This is a genomic window from Paenibacillus lacisoli, from assembly GCF_030580655.1.
In the GTDB taxonomy this organism is placed as follows: Bacteria; Bacillota; Bacilli; order Paenibacillales; family Paenibacillaceae; genus Paenibacillus; species Paenibacillus lacisoli.
Genome location: NZ_JAUQTB010000005.1, coordinates 12,304 through 32,772 on the forward strand (window position 1 = coordinate 12,304; position 20,469 = coordinate 32,772).

Consider the following 20,469-nt stretch of genomic DNA (forward strand, 5'->3'; position numbering starts at 1 on the left):
AGAGCGATAAAACTGCCGACCTGTATTATCTCGGACGCGAGGCGAAAAAAGACGCTATAATCCGTTGTTCCGGAATAATGCCTTCTACCGTTCCCTGCAAACCTACGATATAGATCAGATGATACTTATCTCTTCTGAACAGACGCAGAATTCCTTCTAAAGGTTTCGATGCAGCGGAGACAATTGGCACCGCTCCCGCAGCATCCGGTCCGAGATTCCTGTATTTCAGTTCCCGGCCAAGCAGGAAACGGACAAACCGGTAAGGGATGTTACGATAATCTACCAGATTCGAGTAGAGCAGGAACACGCCGATCATAAACAAATTCAGACGGATTGCACCTCCGCCAAGCGGCGGCATCAACGCATACCCCGTCACAACTGCACTGAACAGAATGCTGATACGCGACGTCCAGAGCAGGGTTGCATGATACGACCAGCAAAGGCTGGCAAGAGCATGTACGATTTTACCACCGTCCAGCGGCAGGATAGGGAGCAAATTAAACAGGGCAATCAACAGATTACACTGAATCAGGTAATCCATAAAAGCCTCATTACCCCAGCCTGCCCAGCCGGCCAGCCAGGCCGCAGCCATCATGATGACATTCTGCAGCGGACCGGCAAGGGCAATAATAATTTCCTTGCCTGCTGTCATGCTGCCGTGTTCCTCAATAACGGCTACTCCGCCGAAAGGCAGAAGCTGGATCGACCGTACCTGAATTCCCAGCAATAGTGCCGCAGCCGCGTGTCCCAGCTCATGAATAAGAACGATGGAGAACAGGGTCAGCAGCTCCAGAATATGACCGGTCACCACGGAGAGCAGCATCATGATGACGAAGAGAGGGTGAAGCGAGAACGTAATACTTCCTGCCCTAATCAAAAGCTACCGCTTCCACGGGATCGATATACTGATCCCCCTTCTGGGTGGCAAAAAATAATGTTGGCGTGTCAGTCCCAGATGCTTTCGGGAGCTGCCCGATGATATTTCCCTCTTCTACCCAATCGTTCGCCTTGAGACGGGTCTGATCCAGCTGTCCATAGGTACAGGTCAACCCGTCCACATGCTGAACGGTGACAAAGACCCCTTTTTGTGCATCCCGGCGGACTTCCACCACACGGCCCGCCTCCACACTATGTACCTCACGGGACAGACTCGAATCTGCTGCAGACGGCATACCTGGAGCAACCAGGACACCTTTGAGGTTGAGCGCAAAGGATTGGACGATCACCCCTTCGATCGGCGGCAGCAGACTGCGCTGAGCATTGACCTTCTGAGGGGGGGCCTGCTCCTGACCGAAGATCGGAACAAAGGAGGGGGCTCCGCCGAACACGGACTCATACCAGGCCGATGTACCGGCGAAATCCATCTCCTCCAGCAGTGCCATATGGATATGGGATTGAATGCTGCGGGTCCATGGCTGGTCGACCTGATAGACTCCCCATATCCCTCCAAAACAGACAACACTGACGATCAACCGCCTGCGAAAGGAACGCCAGAAGGAAGGCCCACTGCCCTCATTCAGCTCTTTCCATCCCTCTCGCTCCTGCTTCCACAGCTTCTCCGGGTCCCGCTCCTCTACGGGCGGCTCTCCCTGCAGTATAAATGGTCTGCGCTCTGCCCCTGCAGGCTGAGTTACTTCAACAGGTTCCACCGGAAACAAAGGCAGCTTGCTCGGTATATCGGCAGGACCGAACTCATTCAATTCCTTCAGCAGAGAGGGATCGGAATAGGGCAGACCTGCTGGGGTTTGCGGCCGGAATGAGGCTTTCTTGGACACCGGCTTCGACTTCGGTTTCATGAACATTCGCTTGTCCTCCTCCAAGAGGCTTGTATACTCCATCTTATGCCCGGACAGGCGGGGTTATGAACAGCAGCAGATTCCGCCCGTGTACCTTTTGCCGTCTGCAGCAAAGATGCACTGCAAAAAAAAGCACATTCTCCAGACTGGAGAATGTGCTTACTGAAATATTGAAAGTTATCCCTCTTCTGTCGGGGAAGACAAGTCAGTGCCAGTGTCAGGAACCCATACCGAAGAACCGCTTCATTTTGGTGAACATGCCCTTCTTCTGCTCCAGCTGCATGAGCGGGACGGTATCGCCAAGAATCCGGCGGGCAATGTTCCGGTAGGCAAGCGCCGCCTGGGAGTCGGGGTTCATCACCGTCGGCTCGCCGATGTTGGCTGCACGGATCACCAGCTCATCGTCAGGCACTACACCGATCAGATCGATGTTCAGTACTTGCAAAATATCGTCGATGTCCAGCATGTCCCCGGACTTCACCATGTTGTTGCGGATCCGGTTAATGACCAGCTTCGGCGAACGGACTTCCGAGTTCTCCAGCAAGCCGATGACCCGGTCGGCATCCCGTACCGCTGCATTCTCAGGTGTCGTTACGACAATTGCCTGGTCCGCTCCTGCTATCGCATTCTTGAAACCCTGCTCAATGCCTGCCGGACAGTCGATCAGAATGTATTCAAAATCTTTTTTGAGCTCCAAAATAATATCCCGCACCTGCTCCGGTGTCACCGCGTTTTTGTCTTTCGTCTGCGCGGCCGGGAGCATATACAGTTCATCAAAACGTTTATCCTTGACCAGCGCCTGATTGAGACGGCTGCGGCCTTCGGCAACGTCTACCAGATCATAAATAATGCGGTTCTCCAGACCCATGACTACATCAAGATTACGCAGGCCGATATCTGTATCTACAAGGCAGACCTTCTTGCCCTGCAGCGCAAGCGCTGTCCCAATATTGGCGGATGTTGTCGTCTTACCTACACCGCCCTTGCCTGAAGTCACCACGATGGCCTCTCCCATGTACTACACCCCTTTAAACACGTTAAAATCCCGGCTCAACCGAACGAAATTGCTTAATTTATCAATCTGCATCTTTCCGTCCTGCAGGTAAGCAAATTCCATCCCCGCTTCTCGGCTTTCCCATTCGTCCGGCGGTCGGCTGATCACTTCCGAAATTCTAAGCTGCGTTGGTGCAAAGTAAGAGGCGGCAATAATAGCCTCCTCGTTGCCACCATACCCGGCGTGCGCCATTCCACGGAGCGCGCCCATAATGTAGATATGTCCGGTGCACGTCACAATCCCGCCGGGATTGACATCACCCATGAACAGCAGATGACCGTCCAGATGCAGCACCTGGCCCGAACGGACGATGCCGGTCATCGTCGTTACGGACTGAACGGCTTCCGGTTCGGGCTCGGTGTCAGGTGATTCTATTGAACGAACCAGAAGATTCCCCTTCTGTTTCATAATGTCCATAATGGATTCCTTTTGTTCTTCATCCACCGCCCTGGCGCCAAGCTTGATGTCTACGTGAATGATCGGGCCGGTCAGAATATTTTGATGGCTGTGTTCCAGCTTATATCGCAATTCTTCAAGCAGGTCTTCGAAATCACATTGGTCGTCCATCAGGAATACCAGGCCATCTTTGATGCCTTTAATCGTCACATGATTCGATTTAACCGTCATAAGCCTGTCCCTCCCATCTCATTCATTTCGTGCTGAGACACGAAAGTTCCTCCTTTTTGTCGTGAAAAAGTGCGCAGGCTGTCTTACACCGTCTCTTCCTTGGGAGCGCGCCTTCCGAGCAGTTCAAGCTGTTTGCGAAGGGGGACATAGATGATCAGGGCGAACACAAAGTGAATAAACAGGTTTGGAATCATGTACTGCACCAGAGCCCAGTCATAGGCAGAGCCAACCAGGTTAAATATTTTATAAATACCGAATAAGATCGAGTCATTAAGCAGACTTCCAAGCATAACTACGGTCATCATGATCGGCATTGGAGCCCGGTTGACCTGGAGCACGAGACCTAGCAGGTATGCGGAGACTCCCATGGAGAAGGAATACGGGCCAATCATACTTCCATAATAAATTACGTCGTGCAGCAGTCCAAAGACAAGTCCCAGAATCAGCGCTGTATGGCGGTGACGGTATATCGCTACAAAAAGAATCACGATATATACCAGATTAAGTCCGATCCGGTCCTGCCAGATATCCGGGATCAGCCAGGGCAGAACGGTTCCTTCCAGGATAAACAGCAAGCCGAGCAGTGCAACCAGAATCTCACGCCGCATTCTTGACATCATTTCGGAACCTCAGGGGTGAATACAACAAACAGTTCCTTCCAGTCGACGAAACTTGCAGCCGGTTTAACGAGTGCTGTTTTGCTCAGGCCCATGCTGCTAACCGTTACTTTTTCCACTGTACCAATCAGCATGTATTTCGGAAAATCAACTCCGATACCAGAGGACATGATCTGATCGCCTTTCTTGATCTTGTCATCAACCGGTATGCGCGTCATCCGGAACATCTGGGAGGAGCGGTCATAACTCTCAATCATGCCGAACGAATCGTTCTCTCCGCCAACAACCGTTGCAGCAATGGCATCTGATGTCGAATCCTTCTCATCCAGCGTGGTCAGCAGCCTAACCGTAGAAGTAAAGTTGCTGACCCGGCTGATGGTGCCAACCAGCCCTTGGATGGAGGTGACAGCCATACCAGTCTTTACTCCATCACGGGAGCCGATGTCAATCGTCAGCGTCTTGGTATTCGGATCTGTATTCACACTGGTTACCTGGGCGATGCGATAATCATAATTATATTTGCTCTTTTGCATCTGCGTGAAATTTAGGTCCTCTTGAAGACGGTCATTATCTTCCTTCAGCGAACTGTATTTAATCTGATCACGTGTATAGTTCGCTTCCATAATTTTGAGACGCTCGTTCTCTTCATACACTTCACTCAAATTTCCGATATCTTTGAAGAAGCCCGCTATATGGGAAGCGGGCCGATAGAACAAATTCTGTACGAAACCAACCGTGTCCTTCGCGAATTTCTCCGGCCAGGACAAGGACGCTCTGTTACCGAGAGTAAAACCCATCAGTGCAATGAAGACAACCAGAGCGATCAACAGTATAAACAATCTTTTGTTCCCCAGCAGCTTGAACAGTTCCAACACCCTCTTATATCCTGTTTTCTCTATCTGACCAGAACCTCTGTATGAGGTTGAAGAGGCCGGCTTAGCCGGCCTCTCCCCTATCCTCTGATCAGTCCCATGATGGGGCATCCGCCTGGCTGCCAAGACAGCATGCCCTGTGTCTCACTCAGTCATATTAGCGTTTGGAGCGAACCGCAGAACTGCTGCGGGATTTGAACAGATGAATATTCTCCAGAGCCTTGCCTGTTCCGATAGCCACACAGTCCAGCGGATTCTCCGCCACGATTACCGGCATCCCCGTCTCACCGGCAAGCAGCTTGTCCAGGTTGCGCAGCAATGCGCCGCCGCCAGTCAATACGATACCGCGGTCCATAATATCAGCTGCCAATTCAGGCGGACATTTTTCCAAGGTTACCTTTACAGCTTCCACAATGGCGTTAACCGTATCAGCCAGCGCTTCGCTGATTTCATCCGATGTAATCGTAATTGTCTTCGGCAGACCTGTCACCAGATCACGACCGCGGATTTCCATCGTCTCGACCGCTTCCAGCGGCATCGCAGAACCGACTTCCATCTTCAGCTGCTCAGCCGTTCTCTCACCGATCATCAGATTATATTGACGCTTAATGTATTGAATAATCGACTCATCCATCTCGTCACCGGCCACTCGAACCGAACGGCTTGTCACAATACCGCCCAGGGAAATGACGGCCACTTCCGTTGTACCGCCGCCGATATCAACCACCATGCTGCCGGTTGGTTCCCATACCGGAAGGTCCGCTCCGATTGCAGCAGCAAACGGCTCTTCGATCGTGTAGGCTTCACGCGCGCCTGCCTGCTTGGTCGCGTCTTCCACCGCGCGCTGTTCTACAGCCGTAATGCCTGAAGGCACACATACCATCACATTAGGATGGCGCGGGAAGATCGAACGCTGCTTCTGCGCCTGACGAATGAAATATTTAATCATTGTAGCTGTTGTGTCAAAGTCGGCGATCACGCCGTCTTTCATCGGGCGGATGGCACGGATGTTGCCTGGTGTGCGACCGATCATTTTCTTGGCTGATTCACCTACAGCTTCGATGCTTTTCGTATCCGTACGCAGTGCAACCACCGATGGTTCTCTGACTACAATGCCTTTTCCACGAACATAAACGAGAGTATTTGCCGTCCCCAAGTCAATTCCCAAATCTTTTGTAAAGCCACCTAACATGCTGTAATCTCCCTTTCTGTTACCTGAAAATTCCTGTTACCCGCACAATCACCGGATATGTATTCAGGCCGGCTCTGCCGGTCATATCATCAATTTAATTTGTAAGTATTATATTATATCAATCCTTGTTCCTTCAAACTGATATAATTACCGTCTCCGATCACAATGTGGTCCAGCACTTCAATGCCTACAATCCCGCCTGCTTCGATCAGTCTTCGTGTGATGTTGATATCTTCGGAGCTGGGTGCGGGATCTCCGCTGGGGTGATTGTGGGCACATACGATGGACGCACTTCCATACTTAATAGCAGCACGAAACACCTCGCGAGGATGTACAATGGAAGCGTTCAGACTGCCTACGGACAACGTTTCACGGGCAATCACACGATTTTTGGTGTTCAGGAACAGACATACAAAATGCTCCTTCTGCAAATATCGCAGCTGCTCGGTGAGCAGATCGGCCGCATCCCGCGGACTCCGGATCACCGGCGAATCCTCATGACGGGCTGCTGCCAGCCTTCTTCCAAGCTCCATGCCTGCCTGCAGCTGGACCGCTTTGGCATGGCCGATTCCCTTAATCTGTGTCAGTTCCTCAACACTGAGATTAACAAGCTCACGCAGACTCCCTGCGTGCTGCAGCACACGCTGTGCCACATGCAGGGCAGATTCCTGCCTTGTTCCTGTCCTAAGCAGGATGCCAGCAGCTCTGCGTGACTTAAAGACTCCGCCCCATATTGCATCATGCGCTCTCTTGGTCTGTCTTCCTGGGGGATGTCGCGCAGCATGACCTTGTGCGACTCCATGACGTTCCCCTCTTCCCGTCTATTCTGCCAGCACGTGCATGCCAAACTCAGACAGCATGTCTGACAGCAGCGAAACAGGCAGGCCGACTACGTTAAAATAACAGCCTTCGATATAGTCAATGAGAACAGCACCAAGCCCCTGTATACCATAAGCACCCGCTTTGTCAGACGGCTCACCGCTGCGTATGTAAGCCCGAATGGCCGACTTGTCCAGCGGCTTCATCGTAACATAGGTAGACCGGTGCTTGACCAGCTGCCGGCCGGTTTCTGCATCAAGGCAGGCAACCCCTGTAAATACCTGGTGCCTCCGCCCTTGCAGCATGTTCAGCATCCGAAAAGCATCCTCTTCATCCCGGGGCTTGCCTAACACCTTGCCATCCAGGACAACAATCGTATCACTTCCGACAATGACACCGCATCGGCCCAGCTTCTGCACTTCTGCAAGAATTGCACCTGCCTTGCGGAGCGAAAGTTTCTCAACAATATCCTCCGGGGTCCAGGTCTCCGGCGTACTCTCATCAGCATGGCTTGGCATAAATTCATAAGGCAGTCCCAATGAGGCAATCAGTTCACGCCTTCGCGGCGAAGTAGAAGCCAGAATGATCCGGCGGGTATGCTTGTCGTCCAAAAAAGCCATACTCCTTTGTGTTCAAGTGTCCATTAGAACCGGCGGTACAGCCAGATCGCAGTAATCATGCCGATCAGACTGAGCAGGCTCAATTTTAATTGAATAGTTAAATTGTAGCTGATAATATCGAGATTCGCTTTGGGTGACCACGAAATCATCGTGGCATGTGTCAGAAAGGACAAGGAATGCACCGGCTCAAGCGCTTTGGCTATCCATGCGCCGATTAACCAGCCCAGAACAAGAAATAATATGAACATTCCAGCGTTCTTCTTCATCACGATCTTCCCTCGCCATTTTTTGACACCCACATTATTATACGGTTAAAGTTTCTGCAATACAAACATAAATGCGGCACGGGCAACTATTTCCAGTCGCCGTGCCGCATTCGTGCCGTATTACTGTGTGAGCTTATCTCTCAAGTGCAGCGATCAAGTTCTTCTGCTGGAGCAAATACTCGATCATCGCAGACTGGATATCCCATAAATACGTTACAGATGCATTTTTGCTGTACTCATCCCACGCTGACAGGCCTGTATTCATCGACTTCTCCAGGTTAACCGCTGCAATCTGGCCCTCTGCTGGCAGTGCAGATTTCAACTGACGGAACGTCTGAGTCCATCCTTCATGAAGCGCATTGATCCTGGCTGTCTGTTCAGCTGTAAGCTGTGCGGGTTCCGCTTGACCAATCAGGTCGGCGGACACCGTGCTAAGCTCATTCACCATGGCTGTACTTTGCTCGAAATAAGAAGTCAGCATCCGGCTGTCCCCTGCAAAAGCTGCCTTATCCAAGGCCGGCAGTTCCAGTTCCCGGACATAAAGACCTATACCCTTTGTACCTAAAAGACTGCTGATCGTCTTGGCCTGTTCCCGCTCCGTGGCCAGCCCTGCATAGACCCGGTTCTGCTCTTTTACATCAACCGCCGCTGTAATGCCTTGAGCCTGCAGTTCATTCACTGCGTCTTTGGCACGCGCTTCGCTGCTGAACAGCCCGTATTGAAGTACATAAAAAGTCTGTGACGGAACACCGGCTTGTACGACAGGCAGTGTATCGTCACGGCTGTCTCCGCCTGCGCCCGTCTCGGTTCCTGCGGAAGGATCCACCGTGGCGGCTGCCGGCACCGCTGCTTCGGTCCCGGTATGAGGTACAGAAGGGGGATTATTGAAGAAAGACAAAATAACATAACCGAACAAGGCCCCGGTAACAAGAGCACTCGCGACCGATCCGGCCAGCTTCCAGGAGGAGCCTGGCTTTCTCGGACGTTCATGTCCGCTCCCTGAGTTTTGCTCCCACCCTGCCCGGTACTGCTCATTCCACTGGTACTCCCGGTCCGTCTGCCAATCCGCATCAAGCACCTCAGACTCATCGTGATCGCCAGGATTTTGGCGGACCGGTACTGCAGAGTGGGTACTCCACGGCTGAATGGCCGATCCCAGCGGATCCTGCCATTCCGGAAAATCCGGAATAACGGGCAGCGGCGGCTCCGGGGCCCGTGGATGACGCTCGAATAGAATGACCCGATTGGGTCCGGACGTTCCTTCTTCAACCGTCTCCTGCCGTTCTGCCGGCAGCTGTAGGCTGCCTGTAACATCCGCAGCCCCTCTATATTCGGGCCGCTTCTCCCGGGAGGGCTCAGATTCAAACCGGAATGTCATTCTCGCCTTGTTCACGGTCACACGCTCCTTGTCCATTACTTTCCCTATTCCTGTTGTATGACGGAACCCGGGTCATTATGACCACTACCCTGACTGCCTGTTTCCTAATTTGCTGGATATCAAAAAAGCACGTCCTCTTCGGCTGCAGCCGAAAAAGACGTGCTTGTGTATCAGTAGGTGCTCGATGATCCGTTGGACCTAGTGCCGGCAGGTCCAGGCCCGGTTTCGGGCCTTTGCATCCTGGGCACAGATTTACAGATCTTTGGCCAGCTGGTAACCTGCCTTCCAAATATCGCCTGCCCCCATGGTCAGTACCAGATCTCCCGGTTGAAGACGAGACTGCAAATCCGCGACCACATCTTCCTTCGTCGGAAGGTAACGTGCTGACTTGTTGCTGTTCTGTACGATCAGTTCCACCAATTTGGCTGACGATATACCCTCAATCTGTTTCTCACCGGCAGGTGAGTAGATGTCGGTAATCAGCACTTCATCAGCCTCCCCGAACGCACGGCTGAACGCATCCAGCAGGAAAAATGTCCGTGTATAGCGCTGCGGCTGAAACACAGCAATGATCCGCTTGCCTGTAGCTTTGGCCGCACTAATCGTTGCTTCAATTTCGGTCGGATGGTGAGCGTAGTCGTCGATAACCAGAATATCATTCGCTTCGCCAAGCACCTGGAAGCGGCGTTTAGCTCCGTGAAATTTCACAATGGCATTCTTGACCGCTTCAAACGAGATACCGGCTTCCAGACAGGCAATGACAGTAGCCATGGCATTGTATACATTATGCTTGCCCGGCACCGACAGAGCGATCTCTCCCAGCTCCTGTCCTTGGTGCAGCAGCGTGAAGGTGCTCTGACGGTCACCCAGCACTACATTTTTCGCCATAAAATCAGCTTTCTGTTCAATGCCGTATGTTGTCACACGTGCCTGGATCTGCGGCAGCATCTCTCTCACATTTTCATCATCACCGCATACAATAGCCGTACCGCCTTGGCGAATCTGACTGAGATACTGAACATAAGCATCCTTCAGCTGATTAAAATCGCCCCCGTAGTTCTCCAGGTGATCCGCCTCAATATTGAGCACGATTCCAACCCACGGGTGGTACTGCAGGAAAGAACCGTCACTCTCATCCGCTTCGGCGACGACATAATCGCCCTGGCCTGCTTTGGCATTCGTACCGAGGTTCATAATTTCTCCGCCAATAATATAGGTCGGATCTGCCCCACATTCCTCCATGACCAGAGCGATCATCGAAGAGGTTGTCGTTTTGCCGTGTGCACCGGCTACAGCTACCCCTTTACGCTCGTTAAGGAGCCGGGCCAGCATCTGTGAACGGTGCAGAACCGGGATCTGAAGCTGCTCAGCAGCCACCTTCTCTACATTATCCTTGGACAATGCCGTTGAATAAACGACCAGGTCCGCGCCCTGAACGTGTTCGGCTGTATGCCCGATATATATTTTCGCGCCTTTGGCAGCGAGTTTCTCAGTCAGCTCCTGGGCTGCAACGTCTGATCCGGTTACTGTGTAGCCCATTTCCAGCATGACGCGTGCAATCGCACTCATCCCATAGCCGCCGATACCGATAAAATGTACATGTTCCATAGTATTCAACAGTTTCACCAACCTTTTTCAGAATCGGTTTGATACAAAAGGGCCGCGCGCACATCGGATATCAGGTATAATGTGCCAGACACTACCCCCAGATCCTCCGCTTCCGTACGTGACTGCAGCAGGTCAAGTGCACTGCGCCAATCACGTTCCACTATAATTTCCAACTCGGGCTTGGCATGCGACAGCTGCAATTGCTCTACGATGTGTAATAAATCTCCGGCATCCATTTTGCGGCGGAAATCAGGTTCGGTCAGGATAAGCGTATCCACTATTGGCAGTATATGCTTCAAGTAGGCTTCATGATGCTTGTTCGCAAGCATTCCCATCATCAAATTTAATTTCCGGTATCGGTACAAGCCAGGGATGGTCCGGGCAAGCGTCTCCGCACCCTCGGGATTATGCGCACCGTCGAGGACGATGCGGGGCTCCCGGCTGACCAGCTCCATCCGGCCTGCCCAAAATGTACGCCGCAATCCTTGCTTCATTTGTTCATCATCCAGCACGAAGGCCATATACTGGCGAAGCACCTCCAGCCCCATCACCGCACCTGCGGCATTGGCGACCTGGTGTTCTCCCTGCATCGTAATCTCCAATTCCATGGACCGGAAGGGTCCGCTGAAGCTGAACGATTGCCCTGCAATATCCGCACGGGACACTTCATACATGAACTGCTCGCCCAGCAGGTACAGCGTAGAACGCTGCTGCTGCGCAGTCTGACGGATCACTTCAATGACTTCAGGCTGTGTCACACAGCTGACCACCGGAACGCCAGGCTTAATAATCCCCGCCTTCTCCCCAGCGATTTGCTCCAGCGTGTCACCCAGCACATCGGTATGATCATATCCGACATTCGTGATCAGGGACAGGATGGGTGTCACAATATTGGTAACATCCATCCTTCCCCCAAGGCCGGTCTCCCATACGATGACGTCCGGATAAGTAACCTTGGCGTAATAGAGGATAGCCAGCGCCGTGGAGACCTCAAACATCGTCGGTGAACCCAGCTCAGTCTCGGCAATCTCCGCGACCAGCGGATGCAGCCGATTGGCCGCTTCCAGCAGCTGTTCCTCGGTAATATCCTGCTCATTAAATTGGAACCGGTTCGTGAACTTCGTGATGTATGGGGACGTAAACGTCCCGACATCGTAGCCGCACTCCCGCAGAACGGAAGTAAGGTAAGCACATGTTGACCCCTTACCATTCGTACCAGCCACATGGATAAACTTCAGATGGCGGTGCGGGTTGCCCAACATCTCCATCAGGCGTTCAATTCGCTCGAGCCCCGGCCTGATCCCGAACGGGATTAGGCCGTTAATCCAATTGACAGCTTCCTCATAAGATTGTAGAGGGGCAGTTTCATCCACCCCATTGAGATCGGTCATGCTCTTCACCTTCAGCTCATATAGTAGAGGCCTTATCTCAGCCTTTCAGTTCTTCAATCCGTGCAATAACTTTACTGCGTTTGTCCGAGTAATCGGCCTGCTTCGCTCGTTCTTCCTCAATGACCTTGGCAGGCGCTTTAGCGACAAAGCCCTCGTTGGACAGCTTCTTCTCCACGCGCTGAACCTCACTGTCCAGGTGCTGCAGTTCTTTCTCCAGACGAGCGATTTCCTGGGCAATATCGATCAGGCCTGCCAGAGGCAGATAGAGCTCTGCACCACTTACCACAGCAGACATCGCTTTATCCGGTGCACTCATATCAAGGCCTGCTTCAAAGCTCGACGTATTGCAGAAACGGCGTACATACTCGCCATTGCGGTTTACAATATCAAGAACCGATGCGTCGCTTGCTTTCACCAGCAGTTCAACCTTCTTGCTCATCGGAACGTTCACTTCGGCACGAATGTTACGAACCGCACGGATCACATCCATGAGAAGGTTCATCTCATTAACAGCATCCGCATTCTCAAGAGCCGCATCATATACCGGCCAGGAAGCGAGCGTGATCGTTTGACCTTCATGAGGCAGGTGCTGCCAGATCTCTTCCGAGATGAAAGGCATGAACGGATGGATCAAACGCAGTGTACGGTCCAGCACATAGGCCAGTACGGATTGGGTTTGCTTCTTGGCTGCCTGGTCCTCACCATAGAGTGAGAGCTTGGCGAATTCAATGTACCAGTCGCAGAGGTCATCCCAAATGAAGTTATACAGCAGACGGCCCGTTTCACCAAACTCGTAAGCATCCATTAGACGCGTAATGTCACGGGAAGTTTCGTTCAGGCGGTGCAGAATCCAGCGGTCAGCGGTGCTGAGATCTCCGGAAATGTCGATATCATCATAATCGAAGCCTTCCAGATTCATCAGCGCAAAACGGGAAGCATTCCAGATTTTGTTCGCAAAGTTGCGAGCCTGCTCCACACGTTCCCAACGGAAACGCAGGTCCTGGCCCGGTGTGCTGCTCGTGGACAGCATGTAACGCATTGCGTCTGTACCATACTTCTCGATTACATCAAGCGGATCAATGCCGTTGCCCAGCGACTTCGACATTTTACGGCCGTCCTCAGCACGAATCAAACCGTGAATCAGAACATCCTTAAACGGAATTTCATCCGTAAATTCAAGGGCCGTAAAGATCATACGGGCTACCCAGAAATAAATGATGTCATAGCCGGTAACCAGCAGGTCGGTCGGATAATAGCGCTTCAGGTCTTCCGTCTGATCCGGCCAGCCAAGGGTCGAGAACGGCCAGAGGGCAGAACTGAACCATGTATCTAGCACATCCTCATCCTGTCTCAGCTTGCGGCCGGCATTCTCAGGCTGTGTGGTTGGATCTTCAGCGGATACGATAATTTCACCGGTCTCTTCATCATACCAGGCGGGAATACGATGACCCCACCACAATTGACGCGAAATACACCAGTCACGGACATTCTCGATCCAGTTCAAATAAATTTTCTCAAAACGATCCGGCACAAAGTTAACGCCCTTACCGTTTTTCTGTGCTTCGATGGCACGCTCGGCGAGCGGCTCCATGGCTACGAACCACTGGGTGGACAAGTAAGGCTCAACCACTGCACCTGTACGCTCACTATGTCCTACCTGATGGACGTGGTCTTCAATGGAGATCAGGACGCCCTGCTCTTTCAGGTCGGCAACAATCTGCTTGCGGCAGTCGCTGCGGTCAAGACCCTGATATCGGCCTGCCTCCGCATTCATCGTACCGGTCTCATCCATCACCGTAATCTGCGGGAGCTGGTGACGCTGACCGACTTCAAAGTCATTCGGATCATGGGCAGGAGTAATTTTAACGGCACCGCTGCCGAATTCCTTATCCACATATTCATCCGCAATAACCGGAATTTCACGACCCACAACCGGAAGCACCAGCATTTTGCCGATCATATCTTGATAGCGCTCATCCTCCGGATGCACGGCAACGGCAGTATCTCCCAACATCGTCTCAGGACGTGTCGTCGCTACGGTAATGTGCCCGCTTCCGTCCTTCAGCGGATACCGCAGATGATACAGATGTCCGTTAACCTCTTTGTATTCCACTTCAATATCAGACAAGGCTGTACGTGCAGCAGGATCCCAGTTGATGATCCGTTTGCCGCGGTAGATCAAGCCCTTTTCATAAAGTTTCACGAATACTTCTCGCACAGCTTTGGACAAGCCTTCGTCTAGGGTAAAGCGCTCACGGGAGTAATCCAGCGAGAAGCCCATTTTTTCCCATTGGTTATGGATATTGTCCAGATACTGTTCCTTCCAGTCCCAGACCCGCTCCAGAAACTTCTCACGGCCCAGGTCATGGCGAGACAAACCTTCCTCGCGGAGCTTTTGTTCTACCTTGGTCTGGGTAGCGATTCCCGCATGGTCAGAGCCCGGCAGCCACAACGCATCATAGCCCTGCATCCGTTTGGCACGGGTCATGATATCCTGCAGTGTAAAGTCGAGCGCGTGACCCAGATGCAGCATGCCTGTTACGTTCGGCGGCGGAATCACAATCGTATAAGGTTTAGCGTCCGGACGCTGCCCTGCTTTGAAAAACTCATTCTCCATCCAGTATTTGTACCATTTCTGCTCCGCAGCTGTCGGATCATAGGTTGTTGGCATTTCAGCCGTCGGCTGCTGCCCTTGTGTTTGTTCAGACATTGGCATACCTCCATTAATATCTCAGAAAATAAAAAAAGCCCTTCATCCTCAAAGGACGAAAGGCTGTTCTTTCGCGGTACCACCTTTGTTTCACGGCATCCTGATGACGGTTCGGCAAAAACAACACGTCGATGCGTGACACTTCATGCAGATAACGGCTGCGACCGGCCGGCTCTAACTCATTTCTTCCATTCAGCCGATAAAGATCAGCCAGAACTTCCGAATCTGTTCAAACCAGCAACTCCCGGGCGACTTCGGCGATCTGCGTCCTGCGGAATCTCCCAGCGCAACAATTCCACTCTCTGAAGGGCTTCCTGCCTACTCTTCCCGTTCCCAGTTATTCTGTATTATTGTTCTTCCCACATTACCCAGCATACATTCATTACACTGAAGCTATAACTCCAAATGAAATATTGCAGGATGGATACCATGCGTTTCTCAATAACTAACATTATCATACCTTGGCAGCTTCTCTTCGTCAACCGTACCACGGCCCGGAATATCCGGAAGCAGCAGGGTTTCGTCCGTCCAGTTACGCTCCTGAAACCATACCAAAAAAGAGCCTGCACGTATGCAAGCTCTTCTAAGGGACGATCCCTATTAAGGAATGTACAGCACTTGTCCTTCCACTACCTGCTGCTCGGTCATACGGTTAAACAGCTGAATTTCACGAAGACTTAACTGGTATCGCTCGGCGATCGATTCCAGGGTCTCCTCCCGCTGAACAATGCAGAGTCTAACTTTCTTGAAGGGAGTCTGCTCCACTCTCGATCCGAAGAACAAATGCTTCCATTTGAGATCCTCTGCCGGGTAACTTTCCTGGAGGACCGGCTTTTCAGGCTGGGCTGAAAGATCCATGGATTCTGCTTCACGAGCCGGGCGGTCCGTATGGAACACGGTAGATAAGGCAGGAGCGGCATTGTCCATTTGCTCTGGTTTTTTACTGCCCCATGCGATCTTAAGCTCCGGCTCAAGCCGTTCCTCTTCAAGAGATGCTGAAGCCCATACTTCCTGGGACGGATCGGACGGCTGCTGCTGATCATCTTCTAAAGTAACTGTTGGCACGGCCTCTGCGAAAGTCTCTTCCGTCTCCAGTTTTGCCTCATCGGACTGACTCGAAACTTCCCGTTCCTCCGGGAGCCATGAGATCGATGCTGCAGAAGGGCCAGCAGCTGCAGGAGTGCTTTCAGCGGCCGTCTTTTCCGAAAACTCCCCAAAATCTGCGGCTTCCTGCGTAATTGCTGCTGGCTGCCCATTCACTTCTTCGGGTTGACGCTGGCTCACGGCAGCAGGTATGGACCAGGTCTGAATTTCCTCAATTTCTGTCTCTATCGGCTCGGGCTCCTGTTCTTCGGATGCAGGCTGTCGATTCCACAGGCCGCTGAACTCCTGAGCGATGTTGAATGAAGGCTGCAGCTCATCCTCCGGCCGGGTCTGCTGCCCCCCGAGCGGCTGCTGTGTATACCAGGGCTGCTGTCCTAGCTGTTGAGCGTTCTCGGGCTGATAAAAAGACTGCTGTTGATATCCCTGCTGCTGATTATAAAATTGCTGCTGGCTCCATAACTGCTGCTCATAGAGCTCCTGCTCGTACGCCTGCTGTGCCTGGGCCTGCTGCTGTTCCTGCTGCCAGAGTCTACTGGCCTTCTCTGCCTCCTCCTGCTCCTTGAATTCTTGATTGTTGTATAATCCCTCTTCCTGGTTGGGAGCATGGACGACTGTAAATTCATCCTCCTGCCAGCTCTGCTCCTCAGCCGCCAGGCTTCCTACACCTTGGAGGGACAATACTCCTGTAATATTCAGTGTACGTACAGATAACAGATCGACGTCAAACGTTTCAATCTCGACCGCCACTTCCTCCAGCCGCGCCACCCGGTTCAGCGGGATCGTAATCTCTACAGGGATCAGATGCTCCAGTTCCTCGGCTTCCCCTTCTTCGGCACGATACACACCGCTCAACAGCAGATGGCCACGCAGCGCAGCATGTTCTCCTTGGGCCACAACCTGAATGCGGGGCAGCAGTTCAATTTCCTCCAGCTCCTGAATGCCCGGCAGTTCCTCGGACAATTGAACACGTTCATAAATGTCAAACCTTAAACCATAGGGCTGATTCAAAGGCGGCATCCTCCTTTCGGCAACTGTGCGCCAGGTTCCTTATCGCGGGCAGCTTGATGCTGCAGTGCTTTCGGTTCATGTATATGCGTAAAAAAAGAGAGCATGCCTTCTTTGCAAGAAAGCATGCCCAACTTTTTCATCGTATACAGGGTTAGATCAATTTAAGTGACTGATAGAGCTCCTGCATATCAGCAGGCCACGGATCTTCCACCGTGATAGCTTCTCCGGTCAGGGGATGGCGGAAGATTAATAATTCCCCGTGCAGAGCCTGGCGTGCGATGGCCATCGCAGGACCGCCGTACAATACATCACCCAGCAGCGGATGTCCGGCATGGCTCAGATGCACCCGGATCTGGTGGGTGCGTCCTGTCTCCAGCTTCAGATGGACGAGACTGGCTCCATGCAGGACCTCGCCCAGAGAAACCCGGGTAACCGCATGCTGCCCCGAAGGCGACACACGTCTGCGCTGATTGTGATGCCGATCCTTCCCGATCGGCTCATCAATCACGGTTAAACCTGGCGATACCGTCCCTTCCACCAGGGCCGCATATTCGCGGCCGATCGTTTTGGCGCGCATCTGTTCATCCAGAATTGCCTGTGCAAAATCATTTTTGGCATACAGGACAGGTCCTGTCGTATCGGAATCCAGACGATGAACATGCCTTACCGGCACCTCGAGTCCATTCATCTGGTAATAAGAAGCTACAGCATGGTCCAAGGTGACGCCGCCGTCTTCACGTGAGCCATCCGGATGGACCTTCATCCCGGCCGGTTTATGGACCACCAGACAGAAGTCGTCCTCATACAGGACTTCAAGTTCGAACCAGCGGGGTTCGATACCCAGCGGGGCTTCCTTGAACAGAGACAGGCGCAGGCGGTCACCCGCAACCTGAATCCCTTTCTCATGCCTGAGTTTTCGCAGCAGCTTGTCAGGCATCCCCAGAACGTTCTGCATCCAGACCAGAGCCGCCTCTTCTTTATTATCGCTGCCTGTTAATGCTTTGCCTGGGGTAACCTCCAGCCACTCACCGCGCCTTTTCCAGCTTCCCTGCCAGCTCATAGTGATTTCAGCGCGTTATAATTCGCTTCGACGGTCGCATCGATGTCTTCAACTGTATGAACGCCTGATACGAACATACCTTCAAATTGAGAAGGAGCTACCGACACCCCTTCATTCACCATGGCTGCAAAATAGCGGCGGAAGTGGTCCAGGTTGCTGTTCTTTGCAATATCATAGTTAATGACAGGCCCTTCCGTGAAGAAAGGACATACCATCGAACCGACACGGTTAATGCTCACCGGTACGCCAAGTTCCTTGGCATTCCGCTCGAATCCGGCCTGCAGTCTCGCACCGCGTTCTTCCAGCTGCTCGTACACCGCTGGTGTCAGCAGCTTGAGCGTCGTGTAGCCTGCCGCCATCGCCAGCGGATTACCGCTCAGCGTACCCGCCTGATAGATTGGCCCTGACGGTGCCATCTTCTCCATAATATCGCGCCGTCCGCCATAAGCACCGACCGGAAGACCACCGCCAATGACTTTGCCGAGACACGTCAAATCCGGTGTTACGCCAAAACGGCCTTGGGCGGAATGAAGCCCTACACGAAAGCCTGTCATTACCTCGTCAAAAATCAGAAGGCTGCCGTATTGCTGTGTGATGCTGCGCAGACCTTCCAGGAAGCCCGGCTGAGGAGGGACTACACCCATATTGCCGGCAACCGGCTCCACGATGATCGCCGCGATTTCTTCCCCGAAATTGGTGAACGCCAGCTGAACCGATTCTAGATCGTTATAAGGAACGGTGATCGTGTTGGCAGCCACACCTTCAGGCACGCCCGGACTGTCCGGCAGGCCAAGGGTCGCTACACCGGACCCCGCCTTGATCAACAGACTGTCAGCATGTCCGTGATAGGATCCTTCAAACTTCAGAATTTTGCTGCGGCTCGTATAGCCGCGCGCCAGGCGGATCGCACTCATCGTCGCTTCTGTGCCCGAGTTGACCATACGTACGATATCGATGGAGGGTACACGTTCACAGACCAGCTTGGCCATCTCCGTCTCCAGCAGGGTAGGCGCACCAAAACTGGTCCCTTTTACCGCCGTCTCCTGCAGAGCCTGTACCACTTCCGGATGGGCATGTCCCATAATCAGCGGTCCCCAGGAACCGACATAATCGATGAATGCATTGCCGTCAATATCATAAACTCTTGACCCTTCTCCGCGCTCCAGATAGATCGGTGTGATGCCGACCGATTTGAACGCACGCACCGGACTGTTCACCCCGCCGGGAATATACTGTTTCGCCTCTTCAAATGCTGCTGCCGAACGTTCATCGGAACGCACCTTACGCTGCTGCTCGCTCATATCCAACACTCCTGTGACGTATAGTTTAGGTTTACTTCTCTGCCAGCCAGCGTGCGGCGTCCTTGGCGGAATAAGTAATGATGATATCTGCGCCTGCGCGCTTCATGCTCAGCAGGATCTCAAGCGTTATCGCCTTTTCGTCAACCCAGCCATTCTGCGCGGCTGCCTTAACCATCGCATATTCACCGCTGACATTATACGCGACCAGCGGAAGATCAAAGCGGTCCTTCACCTGACGCATGATATCCAGATAGGATAAAGCAGGCTTTACCATCAGCATATCTGCCCCCTCTGCGACATCGCTCTCGGATTCCCGGATCGCCTCCCGGCTGTTGGCAGGGTCCATCTGGTAGGACTTCCGGTCTCCGAACTGCGGGGCGGAATCGGCTGCATCCCGGAAGGGTCCGTAGAAAGCCGAAGAATATTTGACGGAATAAGACATGATCGGGATATGCTGAAATCCGTTCTCGTCCAGACCGGCACGAATGGCCTGCACGAAGCCGTCCATCATATTGGATGGGGCAATAATGTCAGCACCCGCTTTAGCCTGGGATACCGCAGTTTTGACATGCAGTTCCAGAGACTCATCGTTCAGCACATCGCCGCACACTTGTCCGTCCAGTTCATAAGTGTGCACCATACCGCAGTGGCCGTGATCCGTATATTCACACAGACAGGTATCGGCCACGACCAGCAGATGAGGGTACAACTTTTTAATTAACCGTGTAGCCTCCTGTACAATCCCGTTCTCTATGAACGCAGACGTTCCCACACTATCCTTCGTCTCCGGAATCCCGAACAGCAGAACGGCAGGAATACCCAGATCTACGATCTCCTTCAGTTCCTCTTCAAGCATATCCAGAGAAAAACGGTATACGCCCGGCATGGAAGAGATCTCACTCTTTACACCCGTACCAAACGTAACATAAATAGGCTGTATAAAATCATCTGCGGTCAGCACGGTCTCACGAACCATGCCGCGGATTGCAGCGGATTGACGCAAACGGCGGTGACGTACAAAAGGTAAACTCATCATGTATTCCTCC

General features: G+C 52.6%; 17 protein-coding genes, 1 pseudogene and 1 other annotated feature. All 18 genes and pseudogenes read right to left on the reverse strand.

Annotated elements, in window-relative coordinates:
• Positions 1-25 precede the first annotated feature (25 nt).
• A complete protein-coding gene (locus tag Q5741_RS10720) occupies positions 26-877 on the reverse strand; it encodes a M50 family metallopeptidase (protein WP_407074346.1) in 852 nt (283 codons plus the stop codon).
• Entirely contained in the window at positions 870-1,802 is a 933-nt protein-coding gene (locus Q5741_RS10725) for a M23 family metallopeptidase (protein ID WP_305024088.1), read from the reverse strand. Before Q5741_RS10725 ends, Q5741_RS10720 begins: the two co-directional genes overlap by 8 nt.
• Positions 1,803-2,013: 211 nt before the next feature.
• On the reverse strand, positions 2,014-2,811 hold the full coding sequence (minD, locus tag Q5741_RS10730; protein WP_305024089.1) for a septum site-determining protein MinD: 798 nt from the start codon (positions 2,809-2,811) through the stop codon (positions 2,014-2,016).
• A gap of 3 nt (positions 2,812-2,814) precedes the next feature.
• Entirely contained in the window at positions 2,815-3,477 is a 663-nt protein-coding gene (gene minC, locus Q5741_RS10735; protein WP_305024090.1) for a septum site-determining protein MinC, read from the reverse strand.
• Between the two features lie 83 nt (positions 3,478-3,560).
• On the reverse strand, positions 3,561-4,094 hold the full coding sequence (mreD, locus tag Q5741_RS10740) for a rod shape-determining protein MreD (RefSeq protein WP_305024310.1): 534 nt from the start codon (positions 4,092-4,094) through the stop codon (positions 3,561-3,563).
• On the reverse strand, positions 4,094-4,969 hold the full coding sequence (mreC, locus tag Q5741_RS10745) for a rod shape-determining protein MreC (protein WP_305024091.1): 876 nt from the start codon (positions 4,967-4,969) through the stop codon (positions 4,094-4,096). The genes mreD and mreC overlap by 1 nt, the downstream gene beginning before the upstream one ends.
• A 154-nt stretch (positions 4,970-5,123) precedes the next feature.
• Positions 5,124-6,158, reverse strand: coding sequence for a rod shape-determining protein (locus Q5741_RS10750; protein WP_305024092.1), 1,035 nt, complete (start codon positions 6,156-6,158; stop codon positions 5,124-5,126).
• A 113-nt stretch (positions 6,159-6,271) separates the two neighbouring features.
• Positions 6,272-6,960: pseudogene (gene radC / locus Q5741_RS10755) on the reverse strand (RadC family protein).
• A gap of 19 nt (positions 6,961-6,979) precedes the next feature.
• Positions 6,980-7,588 carry a Maf family protein gene (locus Q5741_RS10760; protein WP_305024093.1) on the reverse strand — a complete coding sequence of 203 codons (609 nt, stop codon included), beginning with the start codon at positions 7,586-7,588 and terminating at the stop codon, positions 6,980-6,982.
• A gap of 32 nt (positions 7,589-7,620) precedes the next feature.
• Entirely contained in the window at positions 7,621-7,863 is a 243-nt protein-coding gene (locus Q5741_RS10765) for a DUF4321 domain-containing protein (protein WP_305024094.1), read from the reverse strand.
• Between the two features lie 133 nt (positions 7,864-7,996).
• Positions 7,997-9,277, reverse strand: a complete 1,281-nt coding sequence (locus Q5741_RS10770; protein ID WP_305024095.1) for an SPOR domain-containing protein — start codon at positions 9,275-9,277, stop codon at positions 7,997-7,999.
• Positions 9,278-9,493: 216 nt separating this feature from the next.
• The gene (murC, locus tag Q5741_RS10775) at positions 9,494-10,858 is read right to left on the reverse strand and encodes a UDP-N-acetylmuramate--L-alanine ligase (protein WP_305024096.1); all 1,365 of its coding nucleotides are present in this window, start codon (positions 10,856-10,858) and stop codon (positions 9,494-9,496) included.
• Positions 10,859-10,863: 5 nt separating this feature from the next.
• Positions 10,864-12,240, reverse strand: a complete 1,377-nt coding sequence (locus Q5741_RS10780; RefSeq protein ID WP_305024097.1) for a bifunctional folylpolyglutamate synthase/dihydrofolate synthase — start codon at positions 12,238-12,240, stop codon at positions 10,864-10,866.
• 37 nt (positions 12,241-12,277) lie between these two features.
• Entirely contained in the window at positions 12,278-14,950 is a 2,673-nt protein-coding gene (locus Q5741_RS10785) for a valine--tRNA ligase (RefSeq protein WP_305024098.1), read from the reverse strand.
• A 48-nt stretch (positions 14,951-14,998) separates the two neighbouring features.
• Positions 14,999-15,294: a binding site (T-box leader), on the reverse strand.
• A 256-nt stretch (positions 15,295-15,550) separates the two neighbouring features.
• The gene (locus Q5741_RS10790) at positions 15,551-17,062 is read right to left on the reverse strand and encodes a LysM peptidoglycan-binding domain-containing protein (protein WP_407074347.1); all 1,512 of its coding nucleotides are present in this window, start codon (positions 17,060-17,062) and stop codon (positions 15,551-15,553) included.
• Between the two features lie 151 nt (positions 17,063-17,213).
• Positions 17,214-18,122, reverse strand: a complete 909-nt coding sequence (locus Q5741_RS10795) for an RluA family pseudouridine synthase (RefSeq protein ID WP_305024100.1) — start codon at positions 18,120-18,122, stop codon at positions 17,214-17,216.
• A complete protein-coding gene (gene hemL, locus Q5741_RS10800; protein ID WP_305024101.1) occupies positions 18,119-19,423 on the reverse strand; it encodes a glutamate-1-semialdehyde 2,1-aminomutase in 1,305 nt (434 codons plus the stop codon). The genes Q5741_RS10795 and hemL overlap by 4 nt, the downstream gene beginning before the upstream one ends.
• Before the next feature lie 31 nt (positions 19,424-19,454).
• Positions 19,455-20,456 carry a porphobilinogen synthase gene (gene hemB / locus Q5741_RS10805; RefSeq protein WP_305024102.1) on the reverse strand — a complete coding sequence of 334 codons (1,002 nt, stop codon included), beginning with the start codon at positions 20,454-20,456 and terminating at the stop codon, positions 19,455-19,457.
• Positions 20,457-20,469 lie beyond the last annotated feature (13 nt).